This window comes from Lactiplantibacillus fabifermentans DSM 21115 (genome assembly GCF_000498955.2).
In the GTDB taxonomy this organism is placed as follows: Bacteria; Bacillota; Bacilli; order Lactobacillales; family Lactobacillaceae; genus Lactiplantibacillus; species Lactiplantibacillus fabifermentans.
In genome coordinates, this window is the sequence record NZ_AYGX02000104.1 from 1 (window position 1) to 25,977 (window position 25,977).

General features: G+C 45.6%; 21 protein-coding genes and 1 tRNA gene. 5 read left to right on the forward strand and 17 right to left on the reverse strand.

The genetic code is table 11. The features are described from left to right. Positions 1–99: 99 nt before the first annotated feature. Positions 100–2,664: a YfhO family protein gene (locus tag DY78_RS09630; protein WP_024624208.1), complete on the forward strand. Its 2,565-nt coding sequence runs from the start codon at positions 100–102 to the stop codon at positions 2,662–2,664. 249 nt (positions 2,665–2,913) lie between these two features. On the opposite strand, the gene DY78_RS09635 is transcribed toward DY78_RS09630, so the two are convergent. The 3 genes from DY78_RS09635 to DY78_RS09645 form a co-directional block, all read right to left on the reverse strand. Next, positions 2,914–3,576 (reverse strand): hypothetical protein, encoded by a 663-nt coding sequence (locus DY78_RS09635; protein ID WP_024624209.1) that lies wholly within the window; start codon positions 3,574–3,576, stop codon positions 2,914–2,916. Next, a complete protein-coding gene (locus DY78_RS09640; protein WP_024624210.1) occupies positions 3,564–3,752 on the reverse strand; it encodes a hypothetical protein in 189 nt (62 codons plus the stop codon). The genes DY78_RS09635 and DY78_RS09640 overlap by 13 nt, the downstream gene beginning before the upstream one ends. A gap of 674 nt (positions 3,753–4,426) precedes the next feature. Beyond that, positions 4,427–5,362, reverse strand: a complete 936-nt coding sequence (locus DY78_RS09645) for a DMT family transporter (protein WP_024624211.1) — start codon at positions 5,360–5,362, stop codon at positions 4,427–4,429. A 251-nt stretch (positions 5,363–5,613) separates the two neighbouring features. Between DY78_RS09645 and DY78_RS09650 the strand changes: the two genes are divergently transcribed. Further along, on the forward strand, positions 5,614–5,994 hold the full coding sequence (locus DY78_RS09650; RefSeq protein ID WP_024624212.1) for a MerR family transcriptional regulator: 381 nt from the start codon (positions 5,614–5,616) through the stop codon (positions 5,992–5,994). 11 nt (positions 5,995–6,005) lie between these two features. Then, the gene (locus DY78_RS09655) at positions 6,006–6,716 is read left to right on the forward strand and encodes a carboxymuconolactone decarboxylase family protein (protein ID WP_024624213.1); all 711 of its coding nucleotides are present in this window, start codon (positions 6,006–6,008) and stop codon (positions 6,714–6,716) included. A 132-nt stretch (positions 6,717–6,848) separates the two neighbouring features. Here DY78_RS09655 and DY78_RS09660 read toward each other — a convergent pair whose 3' ends face one another. Beyond that, positions 6,849–8,840 carry an ABC transporter ATP-binding protein/permease gene (locus DY78_RS09660; protein WP_024624214.1) on the reverse strand — a complete coding sequence of 664 codons (1,992 nt, stop codon included), beginning with the start codon at positions 8,838–8,840 and terminating at the stop codon, positions 6,849–6,851. 392 nt (positions 8,841–9,232) lie between these two features. Here DY78_RS09660 and DY78_RS09665 point away from each other — a divergent pair, with 392 nt between their 5' ends. Then, positions 9,233–9,448 carry a hypothetical protein gene (locus DY78_RS09665; RefSeq protein ID WP_033614013.1) on the forward strand — a complete coding sequence of 72 codons (216 nt, stop codon included), beginning with the start codon at positions 9,233–9,235 and terminating at the stop codon, positions 9,446–9,448. A 2-nt stretch (positions 9,449–9,450) separates the two neighbouring features. Here DY78_RS09665 and argS read toward each other — a convergent pair whose 3' ends face one another. Next, positions 9,451–11,139, reverse strand: coding sequence for an arginine--tRNA ligase (gene argS / locus DY78_RS09670; RefSeq protein WP_024624215.1), 1,689 nt, complete (start codon positions 11,137–11,139; stop codon positions 9,451–9,453). A 258-nt stretch (positions 11,140–11,397) separates the two neighbouring features. After that, on the reverse strand, positions 11,398–11,859 hold the full coding sequence (locus DY78_RS09675; RefSeq protein WP_024624216.1) for a GNAT family N-acetyltransferase: 462 nt from the start codon (positions 11,857–11,859) through the stop codon (positions 11,398–11,400). Between the two features lie 302 nt (positions 11,860–12,161). Here DY78_RS09675 and DY78_RS16140 point away from each other — a divergent pair, with 302 nt between their 5' ends. Then, a complete protein-coding gene (locus DY78_RS16140; RefSeq protein ID WP_156093448.1) occupies positions 12,162–12,425 on the forward strand; it encodes a hypothetical protein in 264 nt (87 codons plus the stop codon). A 48-nt stretch (positions 12,426–12,473) separates the two neighbouring features. On the opposite strand, the gene DY78_RS09680 is transcribed toward DY78_RS16140, so the two are convergent. The 11 genes from DY78_RS09680 to sat form a co-directional block, all read right to left on the reverse strand. Then, positions 12,474–12,544 (reverse strand) — tRNA-Gly (locus tag DY78_RS09680). A gap of 64 nt (positions 12,545–12,608) precedes the next feature. Then, positions 12,609–12,854, reverse strand: a complete 246-nt coding sequence (locus DY78_RS09685; protein ID WP_024624217.1) for a hypothetical protein — start codon at positions 12,852–12,854, stop codon at positions 12,609–12,611. A 61-nt stretch (positions 12,855–12,915) separates the two neighbouring features. Beyond that, positions 12,916–14,313 (reverse strand): MATE family efflux transporter, encoded by a 1,398-nt coding sequence (locus DY78_RS09690; protein WP_024624218.1) that lies wholly within the window; start codon positions 14,311–14,313, stop codon positions 12,916–12,918. Between the two features lie 641 nt (positions 14,314–14,954). Then, positions 14,955–16,703 carry an ABC transporter ATP-binding protein gene (locus DY78_RS09695; protein ID WP_024624219.1) on the reverse strand — a complete coding sequence of 583 codons (1,749 nt, stop codon included), beginning with the start codon at positions 16,701–16,703 and terminating at the stop codon, positions 14,955–14,957. After that, a complete protein-coding gene (locus DY78_RS09700; protein WP_024624220.1) occupies positions 16,696–18,465 on the reverse strand; it encodes an ABC transporter ATP-binding protein in 1,770 nt (589 codons plus the stop codon). Before DY78_RS09700 ends, DY78_RS09695 begins: the two co-directional genes overlap by 8 nt. A gap of 54 nt (positions 18,466–18,519) precedes the next feature. After that, positions 18,520–18,954, reverse strand: coding sequence for a MarR family winged helix-turn-helix transcriptional regulator (locus DY78_RS09705; protein WP_024624221.1), 435 nt, complete (start codon positions 18,952–18,954; stop codon positions 18,520–18,522). Positions 18,955–19,074: 120 nt separating this feature from the next. Then, entirely contained in the window at positions 19,075–20,850 is a 1,776-nt protein-coding gene (locus DY78_RS09710; protein ID WP_024624222.1) for an SLC13 family permease, read from the reverse strand. A 497-nt stretch (positions 20,851–21,347) separates the two neighbouring features. Further along, positions 21,348–23,093 carry an aryl-sulfate sulfotransferase gene (locus tag DY78_RS09715; protein WP_024624223.1) on the reverse strand — a complete coding sequence of 582 codons (1,746 nt, stop codon included), beginning with the start codon at positions 23,091–23,093 and terminating at the stop codon, positions 21,348–21,350. A gap of 143 nt (positions 23,094–23,236) precedes the next feature. After that, a complete protein-coding gene (locus DY78_RS09720; RefSeq protein ID WP_024624224.1) occupies positions 23,237–24,181 on the reverse strand; it encodes a DHH family phosphoesterase in 945 nt (314 codons plus the stop codon). Beyond that, positions 24,171–24,794, reverse strand: coding sequence for an adenylyl-sulfate kinase (gene cysC / locus DY78_RS09725; RefSeq protein WP_024624225.1), 624 nt, complete (start codon positions 24,792–24,794; stop codon positions 24,171–24,173). The genes DY78_RS09720 and cysC overlap by 11 nt, the downstream gene beginning before the upstream one ends. A gap of 2 nt (positions 24,795–24,796) precedes the next feature. Next, the gene (gene sat, locus DY78_RS09730; protein ID WP_024624226.1) at positions 24,797–25,963 is read right to left on the reverse strand and encodes a sulfate adenylyltransferase; all 1,167 of its coding nucleotides are present in this window, start codon (positions 25,961–25,963) and stop codon (positions 24,797–24,799) included. Positions 25,964–25,977 lie beyond the last annotated feature (14 nt).

Sequence of the window (25,977 nt, forward strand, 5' to 3'; positions counted from 1 at the left end):
AAGGAAGCTGATCTTTTTTGTCCGAACAGCGTTCGGATTAATTTTACAATCTACCGGTCCATCAAATAAATCATTAAAAAAAATTGGAGTTGAGGTACGATGTTAAATTCACGGGATGCGCGGCGCTGGCAAGTGCCACTTACTGCGAGCATCATGGCCTTGGCCGTCAGCAGCGTGGTTTTCTGGTTAGCGGGAATTACCCCGTTTGGCACGCATAACTTATTAATTAGCGATATGGGCGGTCAATACTTATCATTTTTCACCGCTTATCGGCACGCTTTTTTAACGCATAATTTTCAATTATATTCATTTTCACAGTCGCTCGGCGGTAATGCTATTCCGACCGTCGCTTATTACTTGATGAGTCCGTTCAACTTGTTGATAATCGCCTTTCCGGCTGCGCAAATTCCGACCGGGTTGACGATTATCATCATTGTCAAAATCGCGGCCATTGCCTTTACAATGACGTGGTTCTTGCAACGTCACTTTCAAACTAATACTTGGGCCACCGCCTTATTTGGGTTAGCTTTTAGTATGTCCGGCTTTGTTGCTTTAAACTACTTTACGATTATGTGGCTCGATGCCTTGATTTGGTTGCCACTCGTCATTTTGGGACTAGACCATTTAATGGCAACTGGTCATCCTGCCCAATTTTTCTGGTGGTTATGGGTGAGCATCGTCACCGACTATTATCTCGGTTATATGACTTGCTTGTTTGTCATTTATTACTTTGTTTATCAATTGTTCGAGTCCAAAGCCCCAACCACACGTTTCTGGGCTAGTGTTCGCCAACGCCGACAAATGGTCACTCGCGTAGTTGTCACGGCCGTATTGAGTGGTTTGAGCACCTTATTCTTACTAATTCCAACCGGTTTAGGCATGTTACAAACTGCCAAGTCATCCGAAAAACTCAGCAATTATTTACCATTACCACAATTTAGCTTAGACTTTTTGAGTCAACTTGGATTGGGCGCCAATAACTTTACCACCCGCCTCCAACATGCCCCAACTTTGTTTAGCACCACATTAGTTGCCTTACTCGTCATCGCCTTTTTTACCCTGCCAAAGATTAACAAATTACAAAAAAAGCACGCCGCTTGGTTGTTAGTTGCACTGTTTTTGAGCATGGAAATCAAGACGTTCAATACGATGTGGCACATGTTCCAACGTCCCGCTGGCTTCCCATATCGTCAAGCCTTCTTTGTCAGCTTCGTGTTAATCATGTTAGCGTTTCAAGCTTGGCAGGCCCATCCACGCGATCTATCAACGCGCTGGCGATTCGGTGTACCAGGTATTTTAGCCAGCTTATTAGTTATTGGCTGGCTCAGCAACTTAGGCGCGGCCAAGCATCTTAGCCTAACCACACTAGCCCTTAGTTTAGCTTACGTCGCAGTTACTGCGATCATCTTGTTCATGACGACGCGCAAGTTGCGACAACTATTATTGACCGGCGTGATTGCGACCGAACTAGGTGGCAACTTCTTAATCTCGATGCGGCACTCACCGTTTGGTAACCAGACCGCGTATCAGACATTGTACCAAGCTGAAGATCGCCAAATGGCGGCGGTCAATGATCCCGATGGTCAATTATATCGAGTCGAAAACGAAAATACACTGATTAACCAAGCGTATAATTACAATACCAAATATCGAAATTATAATGATCCGATGTTATTTAATTTCCATGATACCAATTATTACAGTTCAACTTTTGATAATCAGACGCGCTTAACGTTAAAATCACTCGGTTTGTATAGCAAAAACGTGCGCCGCGTCAGTTCGGAAGGTATGAATGCCGTTAGCGAAATGTTACTCGGCATCAAATACAGTGTTCATCTGAACGCCAACGGCTCCGCTAAAACAACGACCGTTGCGAGTCACGTTGGGATGGGCTTCTTGACAAATGACACCTTTGCCAAGCTCAAGATGCAAGCTAACAGTGCGCTCGTCAACCAAGAAAAAATCTTACAAGCCATCCAGCCGAGTGCCACGCCATACTTCGCTAAAGCCACAATTGCTAAAGACGCGGTCACGTATGAAAGTAGTGCCAAAACGTATCGTTACTTACACCACGTTACGCTCAAAGTAAACGCGAGTGGGCATTTATACTACGACGACACGCATGGTACGACTAAATATTCGACTTTCCGGGTCAACGGTCAATTAGTGACCCCGAAAGTTAACGCCGATGGCCATATCGTTTTACGCGACTTAGGTACGTTTAAACGCGGTCAAACCGTCACATTAACGTTTAAAACGACTAAGCCCACTTTATCGGTGCACCAACATTTGGCCAGTTTGAATGCCACCAAATTCAAACAAGTTTATCAAGGCTTGCAAGCAAATGAATTTGTGCCGCATTATCAGGCCAATGGCGTCAAAACAACTGTTACCGGGACTGTCAACAACCGCAACCATGCTAAATGGTTGTACGTGGCGATTCCTTACGAAAAAGCTTGGACCGTTACCGTCAACGGCCAACGCGTGACGACCAAAAAAGTATTGGGTGGTTTAACCGCCATTCCCGTTACGACTGGTCAAAATAAGGTTAAATTGAGTTACGATGTCCCCGGCTTAACAACTGGGATCATCATCTCAGGGATGAGTTTACTTGGTTTTGCCGGCATCAATTGGCGCCGTAAACGACGTCGTCAAACCAAATAACTTGTTAGTATCATAATCGACAACTGGGTAATCTGGGAACATTGGTCAGCAAGTTAACGGGGTTCTGAAATGTCATTGCTTAATTCCCCTGATGGTTTAACCAACCAGACAAAGGCGCCAGCAATCATGGTAACTGCCTTACAAAGCGCATTAGTTCGGCATACTTCTGGCCGAGTTGACGCCATAATGAGACTCCCGGTAGTGACTCATTTTTCCGGACTCATATTTTAGCTATCGCAGTATCAAGCATCAAATATCGTCTAACCGTAAACCGGGCGCAGGACCATCCGTTAATAGGACAAAACTTTGATGACCATTTTTTTGATGTAAATAACTGACCGACTTACCGGCAACCGTCCGCGTTACCGTGGTGTCAAACGCCCGTGACGACACCGGCGTTGTCCCCAGCCAGGCCGTTAACTTTTCGGCATCCGCAAACGGTTCTGGCTGGAGGTTGCGTGCTTGTTGGCGCTGGCTCGCCTTAGTAGCCATTAAATTAAAAGTCTCCCCATTTTCTTCCGTATGGGTGTTAAATGGCGTCGGCTCTGGGGTCGGATAGCGAGCGGCTTGAGCTAATTTGACCACTTGTTCATAGTCTTGGGCCTGGGTTGCTAAAATATGTTCGACCCGTCCCGGTCCCGGCCACCAATAGCCATCCGGGACAACGCGCTGTTTGGCTGCTAACATTGCTTGACTGACCTTCAAACGCTGCGCCAAGGCTTGGTTAAAAAAGGCTGCATCGTCACGTTGCGCCTGGGCAACGACCGCCGCCGGAGTTTTAGCCAAGGCTGTCCCCACCAGCATATCAGTATTATAAACGGTTGCTTGACCGTGACTTAACACGATCACGGTGTCCACATCACTATTTGCCGTCAACTGGCCCGCATCGTGGTTAGTTGCTAATAACCACACACCGAACGCGTTCCAGCGGCCGCCAATTGCGATAAAGTCTGCGCATGCGGATCAACCGTTGACGTGGCCGTTGATGAAGCCGACTTCGGCATGGCGAGCCCGGAATTACTGGCACAGCCCACGAGTAACAGGCTTAGCAGCCCAACGCTCCCTAAAACAATCAATTTTTTATGCATAATTTCCCCCACTCCGCTTGGTCCCCCGCACCAGCGGTTAATAACACCCGTCTGAGTTCACTTTTTAGTATATCACTGGTAAAGGCGGGTTTCGATTAGAATTTAACTACGAAAACATACTAGGACAAAAGTCTTCGAACGCTGACGGCCAGCCGACTTCCGTGAAACTATCACTCAATTGCACTGCTCGTCTAAAGCACAACAAGTCCCGGTCACAAATAGTGGCCAGGACTTGTTGTGTTTAGAATTGAAATTATTCAGTTTAGCTGGAGTTCAGCAGTAATGGCAGTCGCCGTGAAAGTGGTGTTAATGCCGCTGGTTTTTCGGCATTTACAGCACCAGCATCTTTGGAAGATCTTTCTTAAAATCGGTTACTCGTGGCCAGTTTTTAATTCTAGCAACCACCATTGAAAATGTTCAATCACAAATTCATATACTCGATTTTTGGGCAAACCGAGCAGTTGGCTGACCGTAATGGAATCGTCCTGAAAGTGGCGTTAACGGGCGTCTTTTGCCCGTTTACACCACGGACGCCTTTTGAGACTTGGGTTTCAGGCTCAAAAGCGAGGTCCAAGACCGCTTCTCAGGCTTGGACCGGTCCCAGGATGATGGAATTACGGTCAGCCAACTGCGGCAAGTATAAGTAGTCGATAGTTTCGTCACAGACCCACCGTTTAAAATAACCGAATCATTGCCACGCCAGCAATCATGACGAGTAAGCCACTTAATTGAACCATATTAATCGGATGCTTGGTAGCACCCAACCAACCGAACTGGTCAATGACTAGGCTACCAGCCATCAAACCGACCAAGACGATCACGACTGCCAGCCCGGTCCCGACTAACGGCACTAGGACGGTATTACCTAAAACGTATAATGCCCCAATTAAGCCCCCGGTCCACATCCACCATGGATTATGACCAGTCGCCGGCGTCGTCACTTTTAACGGCACCCGCGTCACTAAAACAATCAACAATAAGGCGACGGCGCCAACAAAAAAGGAAACTAAGGCCGCTTTGACTGAAGATGCTAAAACAACCCCTAAACGGCCATTGACCGCCGTTTGCGTGGCACTCAACATGCCGGTAAAAATACCGGCACCGCGCCATAACCAGAGCCCCGGCGTCGCGACGGTCGCGGCATTGGCTTGCCGATTTGCTAGCCAACTGCTCAAAGCAACTGTCCCAATGACCCCAATCAGAACTAAGCCAGCGCCCAGCCCCCGGGTCACCGTCAACGGGTCACGGTGCGCCGCAAACCAACCAAAGTTATCAATCAGCAGTCCCATCAAGATTTGACCAAAAACCGGCATGATGACCGTTTGCACGCTCCCCAATTTCGGGAATAGTAAGATATTCCCGGTCAAATAAATTACCCCAAACAAGCCGCCGAGCCATAACCACACTGGCTGCGTGGTAAATAGCTGCGCTGAAAACAACAACGAATGGTCACGCATCAAAGTAATGACGGCTAAAAATAACGTCCCAATCGTAAACGAGACTAGCGACGCGACAAATGGTGACCCGACCGAATCGCGTAACCGTGAATTGATCCCGGTTTGGATTGGCAACCCAATGCCAATCGTTAACCCAATTAAAACTGCTAACATAACTTGTCTACCTCACTCAACCCTGATTTAAGCCGAATTCAGCTTACAACCTGAAGTTGAGGCAACTTCCAAGTTAAAGGTTCTAAATTTAACTTATAGGTTTATTTTAGGCTAAATAAAGCGTTACCACCAGTTTAATTTTCAATAACATTTTTGCATATCTTTAGATAATAGATTGATATTTAACATTAATTGACGAACGCGCTAAAGTAGACTTAAACTAACTCAAGGGACTGATTCTTATCGCAACGATGACGATTCAACAAGCGAGTCGCTTAACGGGCGTTTCCGCCTACAGCATTCGCTACTACGATCAACGGCAACTCATTCCCGGCATCACCCGCGACCAACACAACCAACGCCAATTCAGTGCCACCAGCCTACAAGTCATTCGCCTGATTGCCTGTTTGCGTCAAGCCGCGATGCCCTTAACCGATATCAAACGTTACTTAGATTTACTTCCCGGCGGCACCCAAACGATGCCCGCCCGTTATGCCATCATGCAACAGCAACAACAAAGTTTATTAGCCCAATTACAAGCCTTACAAGACCATTTGACCTTAATCGAAACAAAAATGGCCAGTTATGAAGCCCAAATGTCAACGACGCAATGCGTGCGTTGCGCCCGTTAGGAGGATTTTTTATGACAGATTCTGATTTAATGAACACGTGGTTAGCGGATGACCCTGAATTAGCCGCGTTAGTCGGGCCATTTTTGACCACAACTAACGCACCTAAAACCGTCTTACCCGCTGGCGATCGTGAACTGATTGGGCTGATTGCCTTAACAGTTCAAGGTAGCTTGACCCATTTTCAAGCTAATGTTAATCAAGCCTTGCAAGCCGGGGTGACCCCAGCACGGTTATTAGAAACCATTTATCAACTCACGCCCGTCATCGGCTATCCAAAAGTTGCGGGGGCGTTAACGGCCATTCACGCCGAATTGGCCGCCGACAAGTTGGCGCCCGACTTCAAGCCCCTGCTATCAGACGAACAACACGGTGTTAAAGTTCAGGCTAACTTATACGGCACTGAAATCAAAAATTTATTAGCAGCGCTGCCCGCCGGTGCCGGGACGGCCTTACCACAGTGGCTCACGCAACATTTCTTCAACGATTATTATCGTCGCAGCACGTTAACGACCGCCCAACGTGAACGCTACGAATTAATGGCGTTGATTACCTTAAACGTCGATTTTCAAATCAAAGCTCACGCGCGCGGCAGCTTAAAAGCGGGCAATTCAGCGGCCACCTTAGTTTGGGCTGCCATTCAGCTATTGCCTTACATTGGCTTTCCACTCATCATCAACAGCGTCCGGCAAATCCAAGCCGCGGCGGAAGCGCTAAACGATTAAGACAATCCTAAATACACAAATCAACAATAGAAATGATAAAAAACAAAATTGGTGCCTGATGAAATTTGACTTTCATCGGGCACCAATTTTGAGTTGTGTCTCAGTCTCATGCGATTTAAATAATAAGCGTAATTAATCGGCAGCTAAGGCCGTAATTGGATTCAACCGTGCGGCCCGCCGAGCTGGTAAGATTGCAGCCAGCCAGGCGATGACTAAGGCCAATACAAAAACCGTAATCACATCACTTAACCGAAATTGGACTAAGTTGTAGCCCGCCAGATGAGACAAGGCATGATTTAAGACGGCCCCAATCCCGGCGGCCAGCCCCGTTGCCAAAATGGCACTGAAGCCGCCGACCATCAAGGATTCGCTCGTAAATAAGCGCCGAATATCGCGGCGACTTTCGCCCAGTGAACGTAAGATGCCGATTTCTTTCATCCGGGCACTCACTGACATGTACATCGTCACGATAATCATTAGTGCTGAAACAATCAAGGAAATTCCAGCGATGGCCGCCAAGACAGTGGTTGCGACGTTAACGTACGTATTAATATTATCCAAAGTGGCCGAAATACTCGTGGCCGCAAACTGTTGATGGCCACTATCCCGCAAGCGATTGATCGCACTGACCACCGCTTCATTTTGACGCCGACTCGTTACTCGCACGGTCACAAAAGTCGGTTGACTGGTGACTTTGGCGGCTTTGCGCATGGCTTGCATCGTGGCATAATTGGTCGCACTCTCACCAGCACCGCCTTCACTATCCATAATACCAGCGACCGTCAACGTCCGTTTGACCGTTACTAATTGGTCACGTACATTTAACAGACGATAACTGACGACTACTTTTTGACCAATCAAAGCACGCCAATTTTTTTGTGACCATTTTTGCGCCACCGAAGTTTTATCGAGCACAATTTGATTATTACCCGGAACCGTTCCCGCTTTGATACTGCTGCGTTGATTCGTACTCGTCCAGGTCGTTAATTGCGGTACTGAATAATTCGTTTTACCAATCATTATTGTCGCATCACTCGCCGCTATCCCTGGTTGTACCGCGACCACATGTGATAAATCTTGCAACTCATGAACTTGGGTACTCGTAAATGTTGGCATGTGTGCCGCTACCGTTCCCGCCATATCGGGGTCGGTCGCCGCGGCCGCCTGTTCTTCTTGCTCTTTAGCGCCGTTGACGTAGCGCATGACCGTGATAGACTGGGGGTCAACCAAATTATTAATTTGCTTATTAATATAGCCTTTAACCCCAGTACCGAGCCCATTGAACAGCATGACCGCGGCTAACCCAATTGCTGTCCCTAACACAATTAACAAATTCCAAGTCCAAGCATGCCGTAAATGTTTGAAGGCTGTCGCTAACGACACCCGCCATGGCAACGCCCGGGCTCCTAACCGCGTTGACGTGGCGCTCGGCGTCGTGGTTGGCGCAGCCGAATTATCGGCCGTAATTTGGCCATCCGTCAATTGCACCGTCCGCGTGCCCGCTTTAGCAACCGTCGCCGAATGCGTGACACAAATGACCAACTGACCACTCGCGGCAATTTGTTGCAAAATAGCTAATACTTCGGCGGTATTCTGAGCATCCAGCGCGCCGGTCGGTTCGTCGGCGATAATAATTTGTGGATCACTCGCCAGCGCCCGCGCAATGGCGACCCGCTGCTTTTGACCACCGGATAATTGATTAGGGTACTTCTTCAACTGATCACTTAAGCCGACTTGTTCAAGTAACGTATGGGCGCGCTGTAGTCGCGCGTGGCGACTTAGCTTGGTCATATCTAGCGACAATAACACATTATCTAGGACCGTCAAATGACCGATTAAGTTATACGACTGATAAATATAGCCGACCGTTTCACGTCGATAACGGTCTAACGTTGCCTCACGTTGATGATTAAGTAATTGACCATCAACGCTGACGGTCCCTTCAAAATCACGGTCTAAGCCCCCAATAATATTCATCAAGGTCGACTTACCACCACCGGATTCTCCTAAAATCGTGACAAATTCACCCAAGTTAAAGTCTAAATCAATCCCTTTTAACACCGGATAAGCATTATGACCAATATAATAGGCCTTATGAATCCCTTTCAAGCTCAAATAACTCATCACCACACCCCCACCGTGGCTTAATTTGACGTCCAGCATAGCACCAGAATATCAATTTCGTTATTTATAGGCTTGGGTATTTGTGGTTTACAAACATTAGTCGGTATCCACTTTGCATGTGCCAACAAAAAATGTGTTTAAAATACATTCCTTCAAACATGGCCTGTTAGCAAACCAAGGGATTCTCTTACCAAGCGCTAATCCCAGAAATAGTCGTCCACTTCACTATTAATCCCAACCCGCTAATCTCAAAAAAGCGGCTTCATTCAATGCGAGATGAAATAATTTAATTGAGCTTTCAATGGCACATAAAAAGCCGCCCCCAAAACTGGAAGCAGCTATTTAGATACTTATTTGAATGATATGACCATTTTAGCTGTAGGTCAGCAGTAATGGAAGTCGCCGTGCAAGTGCCGTTAGTTCGGCATGATTTTCGCCGAGCTTACGGCACCGACACCTTTGAAGATTGGCGGGCTGGGCCGAGCTTCAAAGTGAGGTTCGAGACCGCTTTTTGGCTCGAACCGGTCGCCACGGCGGCTGGAATTACTGCTGACCGGAAGCGGCAAGTCGCTTTTAACCCAGACTCACGTTTTCTATATCATATCTGATATTACATTTCGTCAGGTGCTTTAACGCCTAATAAGCGTAATGCTTCTTTCAAGACGATGCTGACACTCTTAACTAACGCTAAGCGCGCATTTAATTCGTCGTCTTCAACTAAAATCTTAGTATTACCATAATACTTGTTGAAGGCTTTGGCTAAATGAATCGCATACTTGGCAATGACTGATGGTTCGTATTCGTCACTGGCCCGGACAACCGTCGCTGGGAATTCGCTCAATAACTTCAACGTATCCCATGCAGCGGGATCACTCAATTGTTGACCATCGGTTGCCAATTCAGGGCTGCCAGCTTTACGTAAGATACTTTCCGCCCGAGCATGCGCGTATTGCACGTAAGGACCAGTTTCACCTTCAAAACGCACAACTTCTTCCAAGTTGAAGTCGAAGTTGTTCATCCGTTCGTTCTTCAAGTCATGGAAAACAACCGCGCCAATCCCAACGGCATCCGCAACGGCATCCTTATTTTGTAAATCAGGATTTTTGGCTTCAATTTGTTGATGCGCTAAGTCGACCGCGTCATCTAAGACTTTGTCGAGTAAGATGACCCGCCCACTCCGCGTTGACAACTTCTTACCACCTTGGGTAATCAAACCGAATGGAATATGGTGAATTTGGTCCGCCCAATCGAAGCCCATTTCCGTTAAGACTGCTTTTAATTGTTTGAAATGGTTCGTTTGTTCGTTCCCAACGACATACAAGGATTGGACGAAATCATAAGTCCGCTTCCGATAAATCGCAGCGGCCAAATCCCGCGTGATATAAAGCGTAGCGCCATCAGACTTCTTAATCAAAGCGGGGTTCAAGTCATATTTGCTTAAATCAACGACTTCGGCCCCTTGGCTTTCATGCAATAAGTCTTTGCTTTCCAAAATATCGACAACTTCTTGCATCTTATCGTTATAGAACGCTTCACCTTTGAAAGAATCAAAGTCGATATCTAAACGTTGGTAAATCTTCTTGAAAGCTTTTAAAGATTCTGAACGGAACCATTCCCATAAATGCGTGGCTTCTTCATCGCCATTTTCAAGCTTCTTGAACCAATCACGCGCAACGTCGTCCATTTCAGGATGGTCCACGTCTTCTTTATGGAAACGCACGTAGTACTTCAACAAGTTATTGATAGGATCAGCTTTAACTTCTTCTTCGCTCCCCCACATCTTATAAGCCGTAATCAATTTACCGAATTGCGTACCCCAGTCACCTAAGTGATTGATTTTAACCGGCTTGTAGTCAATCTTCGTTAAAATGTTGGCTAAGGAGTTCCCAATAACCGTTGAGCGTAAATGACCCATTGAAATTGGTTTAGCAATGTTTGGTGATGACATATCAATCGGCACTTGACCTTGCGCGCCAATCTTGGCATCCCCAAAGTTCGCACCATCAGTCAATACTTGGTTCAAGATATCGGCTGAAAAGGCCGCTTTCTTGAAGAAGAAGTTGACGTATGGTCCCATCGCAACGACTTTTTCAAAGTTGCTTTGGTCAATTTTTTCGACCACGTCGCCCGCAATCATTTGTGGGGCTTTGTGCATAATTTTAGCTAACGTAAACGTTGGGAAAGCTAAGTCCCCTTGTTTAGATGTCTTCGGTTGTTCAATCTTACTTAAGATATCCGCCATTGATAACTCTGGTAAAGCCGGTGCCAAGGCGTCAGCGACTTGTTGTTTGTAATCCATATTTTCCTCCTCGAGGGTCGCAAAAATGCGTAAAAAAAGCCCCTTACATAAACTATGTAAGAGACGAGACATTCCCGCGGTACCACTCTAATTGATATTGCATCCACTTATTATCGAATTGTCGTCTTCAAAAGCGCGCTTCGCGCAGGCGTTGATCCGGCTTCCAGCATCCCGAACTCGCTAAACAACTGTCACTGCGGTACTTTTCTTTCTCATTAGACGTCGTACATTTTAAACCATGCGTTAGTATAACAGAATTTACTTAGTTTGGCTAGGCGTCAACTTTAGCACCATATCTTGATGTGGAATACCATCTTCCAAATACACATCCGAAACCGGTACTAACCCAAATGAACGATAAAACTTGTCCAAATAAAATTGACCTTGAATATTGATTTGGGTCGTGTCAGGCCATAATTTTTGAATTTGGTCGATCGCGGTTTGAACGAGCCGTTGACCACTACCATGTCCCCGGGCCGCCTCGCTAACAATGACCCGGCCGAAACGGGCCTGATTGCCATGTTCTTGCATTAAGCGCGCGTACGCGACTAACTGCCCCTCCGCATCCGTGCCAAATAAATGCAGCGCCGTTAAATCCGTATCGTCGACTTCTTGGTAAGGGCAATTTTGTTCTACCACAAAAATTGCAACTCGCAATTTATACATTGCCTGAATTTGACGCGGTGTTAGTTCATCAAAATGATAAGTCTTAAATTCCATGTCGTGGCCCTCCAAAAATTACAATATTTTTATTTTAGCACTAATCGTCGCAAATAGTGGGCACTAATCGTCGTCTCACAATTTGAGGCCACCACCGATCACAACCATTCACGAACTTGAGGTCCCGCCTGATTGCCCGGCCAAATGCTCAGTGCACTTCCTAAGCAGCCTACACACTGAGCGTATTGAGCGACAATCAGATGCTTTTCAAAAAATATAACTATTCTTCAAAAATTGATGAAGCGCGAAATTTACAATGTTAGGATGACACCATTAACAAATTCAACCGAGAAAGTGGGCTAATGATGAACAACCTCGCATTTTATGCTTTCTTGAGTGCCTATGTACTCATCCTCTGTGTAATTAGTTACTATCGGCGTCACCATCCTGACAATCCGCTAATTTTATTCGTCAACCAACACGTTGGCATCCTGCTGTGGCTCATTCTGGCCTATCTATTTATTAGTAGCTCCCACTTAATTGGTACTGCAGTCGGCAACCTCGTCCTCATCCCCATCTTATATATTGGTTTTGAATACTGGCGAAAAATGCGTTCCAAACCGTAAAAAAACAGCCATGAATTAATCATGACTGTTAGCCGAACCTTTCACTTAAGCGGGTGACGAGAATCGGACTCGCGACGCAAGCTTGGGAAGCTTGAGTTTTACCACTAAACTACACCCGCATTTGACAACAGAAATAATTTTAGCATACATTTTTTCTGTTGTCTATGGATATTTATAAACTTTTTATTCTTCCGCTTCCGGTTCCACAACTGGCTTAGGTGCGGCTTTGATTAATTTTGCTTCAGATTTACGGATAACGGCGCGATGATTATATTCATTTACAATCGGTTCGTCGGATTTAGTAAATTCCTTGATTAATACTAATACTGAGTTTTCATATACTTTTTCGATTTCACCTTTGAAATCATGTTCAAGTGATGCAAATTTCTTACCTTGGACGTAATCGCCAATCTTTAATTCTACCGCCATGTGAAAGCTCCTTAATTCAAATTGATAACAAATATTATCAAATAACTGTCTGAGTTGCAAGCTAAATTTCGTCTTTTGCGACGGTTTCTAACGCTGGTTGCACGTTTTTAGGTCGGCGGCGTTCATCATGAGCTTGTTGCCGCAAACCACGGACGGCGCCGATGTATGCCGGTAATAGGACCGCACATGACCCTAACCAGGCCAGCGGTTCGGACATGCAGGCGCCCGGATAAGCGAGTAACCGCACTAAGATCAAAGCGGCGAAGACCCGCATGAATAATTCGGCCGCCCCGGCAATCGTTGGCACGGCACTGCGTCCCAGACCTTGCAACGTGTTGCGCATTATAAATAACATTGAAAGTAAAATATAAGTACTCCCAATAATATTGAAGTACGTTTGTGATAAATTCAAAACGGCCACATCTTGATGACCAACAAAGAGTCCAACGAGTTGTTTACCCCAGATGATTTCAATAATCCCGGCGGCCACACTAAAGCTACCTGATAACCACATGGTTTGTTTAACCCCGGTGATAATCCGTTCATATTGATGGGCACCATAGTTTTGCGCGGCAAAAGTCGCCATCGTAACGCCAAATGACATCAACGGTTGCGTGGCCAATTGGTCAATCTTTTGCGCAGCGGTCGTGGCGGCCACTGAATTCGTCCCTAAGCTATTTAACGCTGCTTGTAAGACGATGGTGCCAATCGCAATAATCGACATTTGAAACGCCATCGGTAAACCGACGCGCAAGTGCGCCTTAACCTCAGCCATTTTCAATTTAAAATGCCGACGACCAATGTGCAAAATTGGTACTTTGACTACGATATAGACCACACACATCAACGACGCAATTAGTTGCGCCAAAATCGTCGCCCAACCGGCTCCCGCGATGCCCCAGTGAAATCCTAAAATAAACAGTAATTCAAGACCAATATTAATTAATGAACTAATAATCAAAAACCATAGCGGTGTTCGACTATCCCCGAGCGCGCGAATGATATTAGATAACAAGTTGAAAGCAATTGGCGCTAACATCCCGCCTAACATGATTTGCAAGAAAATCCGCGCATCATTAATAATGTCTGTGGGTGTCTGCATAATTAATAAAATATGGTCGACAAAAATCAGTGAAATAATCGTTAAGATAATCCCAACAATTAAACTGACCACAATACTAATGGCAAAACTACGTCGCACGCCTTTATAGTCTTTAGCCCCGTAATGCTGGGCCGTCAATATCGACAACCCGGCCGTCAACCCTTGGGCGAACCCAATAATTAAAAACTGGACACTCCCCGTCGACCCAACCGCCGCCAACGCCTTAACACCTAGCGTCTGACCGACAATCAACGTATCTGAAAGACTATAAAATTGCTGAAAAATATTACCGATTAGCAGTGGAATTGTGAACCAAAATATTAGTTTTAATGGCTTCCCCTTAGTTAAATCGTTCATTCGTTACGCTCCCTTCATAATTGACATGGCTGCAAAGAAACCGTTTTCTAAGTCAACAGTTCCTAAGCAAACTTTGCTAGTATAGCAAGTTTACGAACGCAATACTAGTGTTTTGCTTCAAATCATTATAAATTTATTTATAACCGCAATTTGTCCTATTTAACCCACTAAAAAAGCGAATTTCTAACTGATTATTTGTCAGTTAAAAACTCGCTTAATTCAATCGCAACATTGCTTAATGTAGCGATTAACGAGACCTGATCGTGATGCTGATGCGAAGCCTATCAATATCCTGAGCTGCTTCGAAAATAAGTCTTAAGAATTATCCGTCGCGTTTAGTTGCGTAATTTTGCAGCAATAGCGTCCAACCCAAATAGTGCAACCACCATTGAGAATATTCAATCACAATTTCATACACTTACTGTTTTGAAACTGAACTGAATTTAGCAGTTGGTTGACCGTAATGGAACCGTCCTGAGAGTGGCGTTAACGGACGTTTTTTGCCCGTTTACATCACGGACGTCTTTTGAGACTTGGTTTTCAGGCTCAAAAGATCGGTTCAAGACGTTCCTCAGGCTTGGACCGGTCCCAGGACGAAGGAATTACGGTCGGTCAACGGCGGCAATCCAACGGCTAACCTGCTAGGCCGTAAATTGACTGTTGTACATCTGTGCGTAAAACCCGTTGGCCGCCATTAAGGCATCATGATTCCCACGTTCAATAATTTCGCCGTCTTTGACGACCAAAATCACGTCGGCATTTTTAATCGTCGATAACCGATGGGCAATCACAAACGAGGTCCGCCCTTGCATCAGCTTATCCATTGCTTGTTGTAATTGTTCTTCAGTTCGCGTATCGACTGAACTCGTAGCTTCATCTAAGATTAACATCGGCGCATTGCGGATTAAGGCCCGCGCGATCGTTAATAGTTGCTTTTGCCCCGCTGATAAGCTCACGGCATCGTTTAAGACAGTATCTAACCCTTGTGGCAAGGTCTTGATAAAATGCGTTAACCCGACTGCTTCGATGGCTTGGTCGAGCTGTTCATCAGTGACCGCCGTTTGATTATAAATCAAATTATTGCGAATCGTGTCTTCAAATAGCCAAGCATCCTGTAGAACCATGTCAAACTGTTCGCGGACTTGCGCACGACTCAGCTGATTAATATCGTGACCGTCAATCTTAATTGTCCCGGCATTCATCGCATAAAAGCGCATCAATAAATTGACGGTTGTCGTTTTACCGGAACCCGTCGGCCCAACAATCGCAATCTTTTGGCCCGGTTTAGCTTGCACCGTGAAATCCTTAATAATTTGTTTTTCGGGCGTGTAACCGAATTGAACGTGTTCAAAGTCAACTGCACCTTGGGCTTGGTCTAAAGAATCGGTGACCGCTTCATCCGTTTCACTCGGTTCGGCTAAGAAACCAAAGACCCGTTGCATCGCTGCTTGCGCCGTTTGCAAACTCGAAAAAGCTTGCGCGATTTGGGATAACGGTTGTGAGAACAGCCGCACATAAATCATGAAAGCGACAATCGTCCCCATACTGATCTGATTGTGCAACATCATAACGGCCCCGACGATGCAGACCATCACGTAACCGAAGTTACCAATAAACGTCATCAACGGTTGCATGATGCCTGACATAAATTGCGACTTCCACACCGCGTCGTATAAATGGTTGTTTAACTTTTCAAAGTTAGCTTTGACGGTCGCCGTGTTATTGGTCGTTTGGACGACGGTCTGGCCGGCATACATTTCTTCGGTGTAACTCGAAACATCCGCTAAGCGATTTTGTTGCGCCGTGAAGAAGCGTTGGGACTTCGCCATGATTACCATGGTTAAGATAAATCCGAGTAATACGGACAAAATGGCCGTCAAGCTCAAGAGACCATTCGTAATCGTCATCATCACCACGCAGCCAATCAGCAAAGTCACCGCTGAAATCAACGTACCAAGACTTTGGTTCAACGATTGCCCCATCGTATCCAGGTCATTAGTGACGCGGCTTAACGTATCCCCTTCATTATGCGTATCGAAGTAGCGTAGCGGTAATTCGTTAATTTTATGACTAATTTGATTCCGCAATTTTTGCGTAAAGTTCTGGGTGACCGTTGCCATAATCCAACCTTGCCCATATGACATTAACGCTCCGACCGCGTAAATAATCGCTAACACGGTCGTAATTTGCAATACTTGGCTGACATCAATATTACTGCGGATGCCGGCCGTAATTAAGTTAGTAATTTTGCTTAACTGACTAGGGCCAATGATTGAACCGATACTCCCACCAATCGCGAAGATGGCGGCAATTAAGACTGGCCCGAGATACTCGCGGCCGTTGCTGAGTAAACCGGCTTTGAGGACACTATTTTTTACTGTTTTAGGCATTGGCGAGCTCCTCCTTTGATAATTGTGAATAAGCAATTTCTTGGTAAACCGGATTCGTTTTAATCAAATCTTGATGCGTCCCTTGACCGACTACTTTTCCTTCATCTAAAACGATAATTTCATCCGCGTCTAACACGGTACTAATCCGTTGGGCGACGATAATCTTAGTCGTTTGCGCCGCTTGGGTTGCTAAGGCTTCCCGCAGTTTACGATCCGTTTCATAATCCAGTGCGGAGAATGAATCATCGAACAACAAGATTTCTGGTTGACGGGCAATCGCGCGGGCCATGGCTAACCGTTGTTTTTGACCACCCGAGAAGTTATCCCCGTGTTGGGCAACCGGTGCGGCCAGTTGTTCAGGTTCGGCATCCACGAAATCTTTTGACTGGGCAATGCTCAAGGCGGCATTCGCGTCCGCTGCCGTTAATGGCGATGATTTATGGGGCGCTTGACCAAAGTCTAAATTACTCTGAATCGTGCCACTAAAGAGCACCGCTTTTTGTGGGATATAGCCTAACCGATCATTTAAATCGTTAGCCGCGTATTGACGCACATTGACGCCATCTAATAAGACCTGTCCACTCGTCGCGTCATATAGCCGCGGAATCAAGTTTAACGCGGTACTCTTCCCGCTCCCAGTCGACCCGATCAACGCCACTGTCTGACCCGCCGTTGCCTTAAACGACAAGTGTGACAAGGCCGGTTGGTCGGCGCCGGGATAGCTAAAGCTGACATCTTTAAATTCTAACGTCCCAGTGGTAGTTGGGGTCGTCGCCGTTGTATCCGGATTTTTCACGCTAGGCTGAATGGCTAAGACTTCATTGACCCGACTCGCCGAAACCGTCACCCGTGGTAACAAGATAAAGATGATGGATAACAACAAAAATCCCATGATGACTTGCATCGCATATGACGAAAAGACAACCATGTTACTAAAAAGCGTCAACCGTTGGGCCCCGGCAGCGGCATTAATAATCACTGCCCCAATCGTATAAACCGCCAACGTCAAGCCACTTGAAATCAAACTCATCCCCGGATTCATTAACGCTAATACCCGGTAGGCGAACTTGTTCGTCGTGGTTAAATCATCATTGGCTTGCTTCAACTTATCATTTTGGTACCCTTCAGCGTTAAACGCATGGACCACGCGAATCCCGGTCAAGTTTTCTTGGGTCACTAAGTTTAAACGGTCCGTCAAACTTTGCACGGCTTTGAACTTTGGTTGCACACTCGTCAAAATAAACGTTAACATCACGCATAAAATTACGACCGCTACGGCGGTAGCCGTGGTCCATTGCCAGCCTTTCCCAGCAATCATATAAATGGCCCACACCGCCGTAATCGGTGCTTTAATGATGACTTGTAAGCCCATGGCGACGAATTGTTGAATTTGTGTCAAATCATTCGTCGTCCGCGTCAATAAACTGGCCACGGAAAACTTTTTAATATCTTGTGTTGAATAATCCATCACTTGATTAAAGACGTCCTGGCGCAACCGGGCTGTGAAGCCCCCGGCAATCTTAGCGACAAAATATCCCGTGATGACGGCGGCGATGACACTCAAAACGGAGTATAGAATCATCATCAAACCCGGTTGTAAAACATCGCTAACCGTCGTGCCGGCAGTCTCTAGTTTCGTCGTAATCGTGGACATATAGCCTGGAATACTCAGTTCCAACCAGACTTGCGCCACAATAAAGACCAAACTAATCCCAATCATGCCGTATTCGCGGCCATTCAAACGTTTGAGTAATTTAAACATGGTTTTCCTTCTTCCTTTAATGTTCGCGTGCGAACTATAATGCTAAAAAAACACTTATTCCGTGTTTTTCTTAATCTGTTCCAAGACGTTAAAAAATGTCGCTAAGTCAGCGTCACTAATCCCGACTTTTAAATCTGCCTCCATCTTTTGCGCGGCCGCATCGACGACCGTCATTTGGCGAATGGATTCTTTAGTCAATAGCAAACGTTTATAACGGACGTCCGCACCGGGAGCCGTGACGATGACGCCATTTTTTTCCATCCGTTTGACGAGCCCACTGACCGTCGACTTACTAACGCCTAGCGCGGCTTCCAAATCGCGTTGGTACACTTCTTGATCACGATGTTGAAATAAGAAACCAGCGGCAATGCCTTGTAGTTTCGACATCGGCTGTTTTTGAAATAACGGGCTCGAGTGTTTGGCATACTTATCAATAGCTAGCGACAGCCCACGCACCCGAAACAAAATCGTCGTTTGGGGATCAATCATCTCGACACCTCCTAGTGTTCGTATGCGAACTATAATACCTTGAATTTAACGCGCCGTCAAGTCACATTATTCGTTTCGCTAAAAAAACGACCACCAGCATGGGTGATCGCAAATTTATCGTTATAGGACCATGTAATAGTAATACGTCACGAACACACAAATCACCATACAAATTAAGTTCAGTGGAATTCCGACCTTAAAATAATCCGTGAATTTGTAATGACCGGGACCGTACACAATTAAGTTCGTCTGGTAGCCAATTGGCGTGGAAAAGTCGGCCGTGGCTGCAATCGTAATCAGCATGACTAACATCATCACCGGCAAATCTTGCAACTTGGCTGCCGAGACCACGATTGGAAACATCAGCGATAGCGCCGCCGCATTCGACAAAATGGCCGTTAAGAAGTTGGTCATAAAATAAACTAAGAACATGTAGACGATTGGTGAGGCATCCCCCGCAATCGACATTAACGACTTCGCAATAAATTTATCCGCCCCGACATTGGACATCGCCGTCCCCAACGCATAACTACTAGCTACTAAAAACAAGACGTTCATGTCGACAGCCCGGACGATATCGTCGATGCTGACACATTTGGTCAAAAACAAGACGACACAACTGGCCGCTAGACCGACGAATAAGTCAATCACGCCTAATGTGGACACGAGAATTGTTGCCACTAATAAGACGATTGGCAAGAAGTCTTTATACGTGCGTTTATTGCTCGACATCGTTTGCGAATTAAACACGTGCAGTTCTTTAATTTTATCCATTTCTTCAGGTTCATTATTCGTGATGGCAACTAAGTTATCGCCACCCTTTAAGCGAATCCGACCGATTTGGCCTTGGAGCTTAACTGAGTTACGGTGAATCGCCACGATTACGCTACCGTAGACATCGCGAAATTGCGTCGATTTGACAGTTTGATTGACGAGCCGTGAAGAATCGGGAATCGTCAATTCCACTAAACGCGCACGTTCATTCGTAATATCAGCCATATTGATTTTTTCGGTACTAGGAATCAAGCCCGGAATTTGAACGAGGTCGCTAATACAGTCGACCGTCCCGGTAAAGTACAACCGGTCGCCGAGTCGTAAATCCGTACTCCCCGTCACCGGCACAATGGCTTGGCCGTCGCGGTTAATCGCCACTAAATAAGAGTTGGGCAAATTGCGCAACTTGGCATCAGCGACGGTTTGGTTCAAAAACTCAAAGTCTGGTCCAACCGACATTTCAATTAAATAGTCATCCGGTTCCGCTTCGACATCATCGACCGAACTCCCATAATAAGTTGGCAAATTGTGATACCCAATCGTCAGTAAATAAATCAACCCCACGATGGTGATGGGAATCCCGACAATCGCCAAATCAAACGTACCGAATTGTTTCAAGCCATATTTCGACAGTAAACCTTGCGCCACTAAGTTGGTCGACGTTCCTAAGACTGTCAACAAGCCGGCTAAAATGGTCGCGTATGATAAAGGAATTAAAAATTTAGAGACTGGCAAGCCTTTTTTCTTAGTCCAGCGTTGAATCATCGGCGTTAATGTTGAAACGATCGGCGTATTGTTCATGAAAGGCGAAATGACACTAACACTCGCTAATAATTTGAATAACGAGCGCTTTTCGTGTTTGCCATCCCCTAAAATTCGATTGAACAACCGTGTAATAAAGTTACTCTTCGAAATCGCATAAGCAATAATATACATGAGGGCAATCGTGGCCAAGCCGTCGTTGGCGAAACCAGATAGTGCGTCGGTTGGTGACAAGATGCCGACAAACATCAAGAAGGCTAACGCACAGAGAATCACGGCGTTAGGCGTCGTCACTTCAAGCGCCATTAAGACGAATGAAACTAGTAATGTAATCAGGACAATTGCGATGTTCAAGGTCATAGTGTTCGCTCCAATACTGCATTAGTTTGTGTTGAACCGGGTAGTGGGCCGGCAGTTCGAACACCGTCGTTCGTTCAACATGATTAACATTGTAGCCTAGTTTTGTGAACGAAATTACGACATGGTGTGAAATTATTCGACAATTAATCATCATATTTAGGCGATTTATGAAGAAAATATGAATTAAAGCTAGGCCGAACTTTGGCGGCACGCCGCTAAATTAGTTAAACCGGTTAACGTTATGTTCATTAATATGAATTTCTTATGTAAAGATACTAAGATTAACTCAAAAATTGGTGCCTGATGAAAGCTAACTTTCATCAGGCACCAATTTAGTTTTTTTCATTTTTTATTGTCGAAACGTGCGCCAACAGGCAGTTTGTTCCGCTTAACCCGGAAGCGGCAACCATGCCCAAAGTCCGGACATAATTGCCGCTTCCACGTTAGTGCTCGCAAACTAACCGCCTGTTGGCACACTCTCGTCATTGCGTCATTAATTATTCATTAATACCGTAAGCATGTTTCGTTGGATATAGCGAGAACCGTTCGGCCCGGTAGACGTAACCGCCACTGCCGAGGTTATTGAGTTGCACGTTATAAACTTCTTTTTTCGTCTTCGTATCATATTCAATAATATTAGCGGACTTCCCATTGTTTAACCAACCAAAGTCGATCAAACGGTTCGTGGAACTCAAATAACGGTTCGACCCAATAATATTAGCGAAGTTCTTCTTACCAAGTGATTTCCCGTAGGCCCCCACTTGTGAGATAGTCTTCGTCTTTTCATTGATATGATATTCGACCCCTTCAGAATACTTACCAGAGGATTTTTCTAATGAAGATTTGGTTGAACCAACCGCGACATTATTGTTAAAGACTAATAAATTCAACGAATTCTTATTCTTCAACGTCGACGGATCAACGATGGCCGCATGTTGCCCACCTGGCCATGAAATCTTACCTTTAGCTTTTAATAAATACTTGCGGTACGACTTCGGCCAAGCGGAAGCTTTCTTACTTGATAAGATCCACTTAATCTTTTCAGTCTTGTAATCGAGCTTCATGACCATGTTTTGGTTCCGACTAGAAATAATCAAACTCTTATCTGACTTATCATAATAAATCGAGTTTTCATGGAACCAGTCGCGTTTACCCATATACTTACTTGACTTCGTAGCGCTGTATTGGGTGTAGAATTTCTTCGGCATGATGTTCTTCATGTTGATCACTTTGATGATTTTCCCAGTCTTGTGTGAGATTACAATCATCGTATCTTCAACATAAGTTCGACCATCATCGGAGACGGTGGCAATCAAGTCCCCGTTTGGCAATTCGGTCACATCATGATGGACTTGGTTATGATTTTGTTTCTTCGAGCCCTTCGCCTTACCCCAAGCCTTGTGGTTAAACTTATACGTCCGATAAATCTTACCGGTGTAGTCCATTTCCACTAACTCGTTAAAGTACGAATTACTGTTTTTCGATTTTGTCCAGATCAATAAATGCCCATTATTCAATTGCTTGAAAATGTGCGACGTTGGTTTCGTCGTATACCAACGAATGGCCCCGTCGGCATCCAACCCGAAGGTGAAGTTCTTGGCTTGGTTGCTACCAGAAATCGTGGTCCGCACCATAAACGTCAACTTCGAATTGCCACTGCCCATGACCATCTTTTGTTTATTAGCTTTCTTAACATTGATCTTAATACTAGTTAATGAAGATGGTAACTTGGCCGTCTGCAACTTGACGGTCTTGGTCGTGGTGGTCCCATTCTTATAGGTCACCTTAATCTTGACCGTATTGTTGTAGTTGGCATATAACCCGAGCACTTGTAACTTGTGGTTTTTGGAATAAGTGGTATCCGTCGTATTCGAAATCGACGTCTTACTACTCTTCCCGACAACCGTGTAACTGACTTTAGCCGCTTGGTCGGTGTGGAAAATAACTAGCGCGGTCAATGGGGAAATACCATACGGGTTAACTTTCGTATACATATTGTTAATTGTATATTTACTATTATTAACCGCCGCATTAATTGTTTTATTTTCACTCGACTGTTTCTTAATTTCCGTTTGCACTAAGCGGGTATTAATATCTTTTTTTACCGCCGCCGCTGAACGTACTTTTGAAGACGTCGTGCCGGAAGTCGTGGTCGTCGTACTATGCTGGTACCAACCATAGGCACTACCACCTGCAATTAATACCACGAGAATTGCAGTGATAATCCAACCTTTTTTTCGCATCTATTAGCGAACCTCCCAAATATTATTATATTTTTGTTTAGCTATAGCATACTTTATTTACGGTTAAATTACCGGCAAAAACCATTCAAACCCGGTATTTTTTGTCACCTGGGACTCGAATGGTTTTGTCATTATTAGGCTAGTTAATCGTTCATGTAAGCTTGCATCCGCTGCAAAACTTGTTTAACGGCCGTTAAGTCGGGGACAAACGCCCCACTGGCCAAGGGATGGCCGCCACCGTTAAACTCTTTAGCAATCGCATTAATTGGTAACGCTTTGGAACGGAAATGCACGCGGAATTTACCATCGGGCGTTTCAATGAAAAACAGCCAGACGTTCACGTTAGTCAAACTCCCGGGTAAGGAAACGACGGCATCTTCTTCGCCATACGCTAATCCAAAGCCACTCAAAACTTTTTGCGTCAAAATCAAATAACCAAGGCCGTGATCATCAACCGTTAATTGACTTAAAACATAGCCGCACAGCTTGCTCAACCCCGGATTGAGGTCCATTTCATGATGACTGACCGCCGTCACGTCAACACCCAAGGCCGCTAAGTTGGCAGCGATTTGTAACGTCCGCGCCGTCGTTTCCGGGGTGGAGAACCGAATCGTATCGCCGATAATCCCGGCATACAAACTCGTCGCCGCGGCCGTTTTTAAGGTCAGCTGCTGCGGGTGGCTGGCAAACAAGTCATAAATCATTTCGGCACAACTACTGTACGTTTCATCGACCCAATTCAACTGGCCAAACGGATCATTATTCGGATGATGGTCAATCTTAATGACGAACGCGTCCGTCGGGATGGCCCCCGCAATCCGTTGATGGTTGGCACAATCGACTACGACAATTAAATCGTCGGCCGTGGGCGTCACTGTCGTATCACTTTGACCAATCCAAGCTAGCGGTGTGGGCACCGCATCCATGGTAATGATTGTTTTACTAGGAAAACTCGTCTGCAAGCCTTGCACTAACCCATACTGGGTCCCAATCGCATCGGGGTCGGGATTCGTATGGCGATAAACAAAGATGCGGTCCATTTTTTCAATGCTACTAACGATGGCATCTAAAACGGCATTAGACTTCATCGGCCGTCTCAACATTGATATAATCATGTTCATTTAAATAAGCCATGATTTGATCGACGGAAGTGGCTAACGGTTGTTTCGATGTATCAACCGTAATTTCTGGTTTGTCTGGCGCTTCATAGGGCGCGTCAATCCCAGTAAAGCCTTTGATTTCACCACGCCGCGCTTTGGCATACAATTGTTTGACATCGCGGTCTTCACAAACTTCAATCGGCGTATCCACAAAGATTTCGATGAATTCATCGGTGGCTAATAACTTACGAACATTGTCACGGTCTTCACGATAAGGCGAAATAAACGCGGTCAACGTGATGACGCCCGCATCGACGAAGAGCTTCGAAACTTCACCAATGCGGCGAATATTTTCTTGACGGTCTTCGGCTGAGAAACCTAAGTTACTGTTCAGCCCGAAGCGGACATTGTCACCGTCTAAAACGTAGCTCGTAATTTGGTTTTCATATAACCGTTTTTCAACTTCGTTAGCGATGGTTGATTTACCAGAACCGGATAGCCCGGTAAACCATAAGACCGCGCTCTTGTGCCCTAATAACTGTTGCCGTTGATCCTTGTCGACTTTTGAGTTTTGCCAAGTGATATTATCGGATTTTGTCATTGTTAGGCCTCCGCTTCGCGTTTTTTCTTTAAACCTTCAATTAAGACTTTGGCCACTTCGGGACGAGAAACTTCCTTTGGTGGGACAACCCCGTCAGCCAACATACCGCGAACTTTGGTCCCACTGAGTGAGATATGGTCGTCGGCACCGTGTGGGCAAGTCTTTTGGGTGGCCATTGAGCCACACTTTTGGCAATAAAATGAATTATCAAATTTGAAGAAATGCATGCCCATTTCGTCTTCGACCGACGCAATCAATTCTTGGGCTTCATATGTGCCGTAGTAGTCACCAACCCCGGCATGGTCACGACCAACGATAAAGTCGGTACAACCGTAGTTTTTACGAACAATCGCATGCAAGATGGCTTCTTTAGGCCCGGCATACCGCATCGCCGCGGGATAGATCACCAAGCGGACGCGGTCTTTAGGATAGTAATATTTGATGATGGTCTTGTAACTTTCCATCCGGACATCAGCGGGAATATCATCGGCCTTCGTTTCGCCAACGAGCGGGTTCAACAATAAGCCATCGACATTTTCCATTGCTAATTTTTGAATGTATTCATGGGCGCGATGAATAGGATTCCGGGTTTGGAAGCCGACGATGGTTGACCAACCGAGATCATGGAACATTTTGCGCGTTTCGATCGGCTTCATGTAGTAGTCACTGAAGTCGCCGTGTGACAATGGTTGGAGCATTTTAACGCTCCCACCTAAATAAACGTCACCGTTTTCGAATAACCGTTTAACCCCGGGATGGGCTAATTCAGTCGTGCCATAAACGTTTTGGGCTTCTAAATCTTTATCTGGTGTGTATTTGTCTTCCACGACCATCGTCCCATAAATTTGACCATCTTTAGTCAAAGCGATTTCTTTGTTCAATTCCAAGCGAGCAGCCACGTCAGCACTCACTGGCAACGTAATTGGCACACTCCAAATAACCCCATTCTTTAAATGCATGTTTTTCACAACAGAATGATAGTCGTCACTCGTCATGAACCCGGTTAATGGGCTAAAGCCACCAATCGCAATCAGTTCCAAATCGGAAAGATTCCAGGCATTGATTTCTAATGCGGGTAATTGTTTAGCAGCGGCCATGGCCGCGTCACTAAAGTCTTCTAAGTTTACTAATTTGCCACCATGCGGGGTAATACCATATACAGTTTCCATTTATTAATCACCTA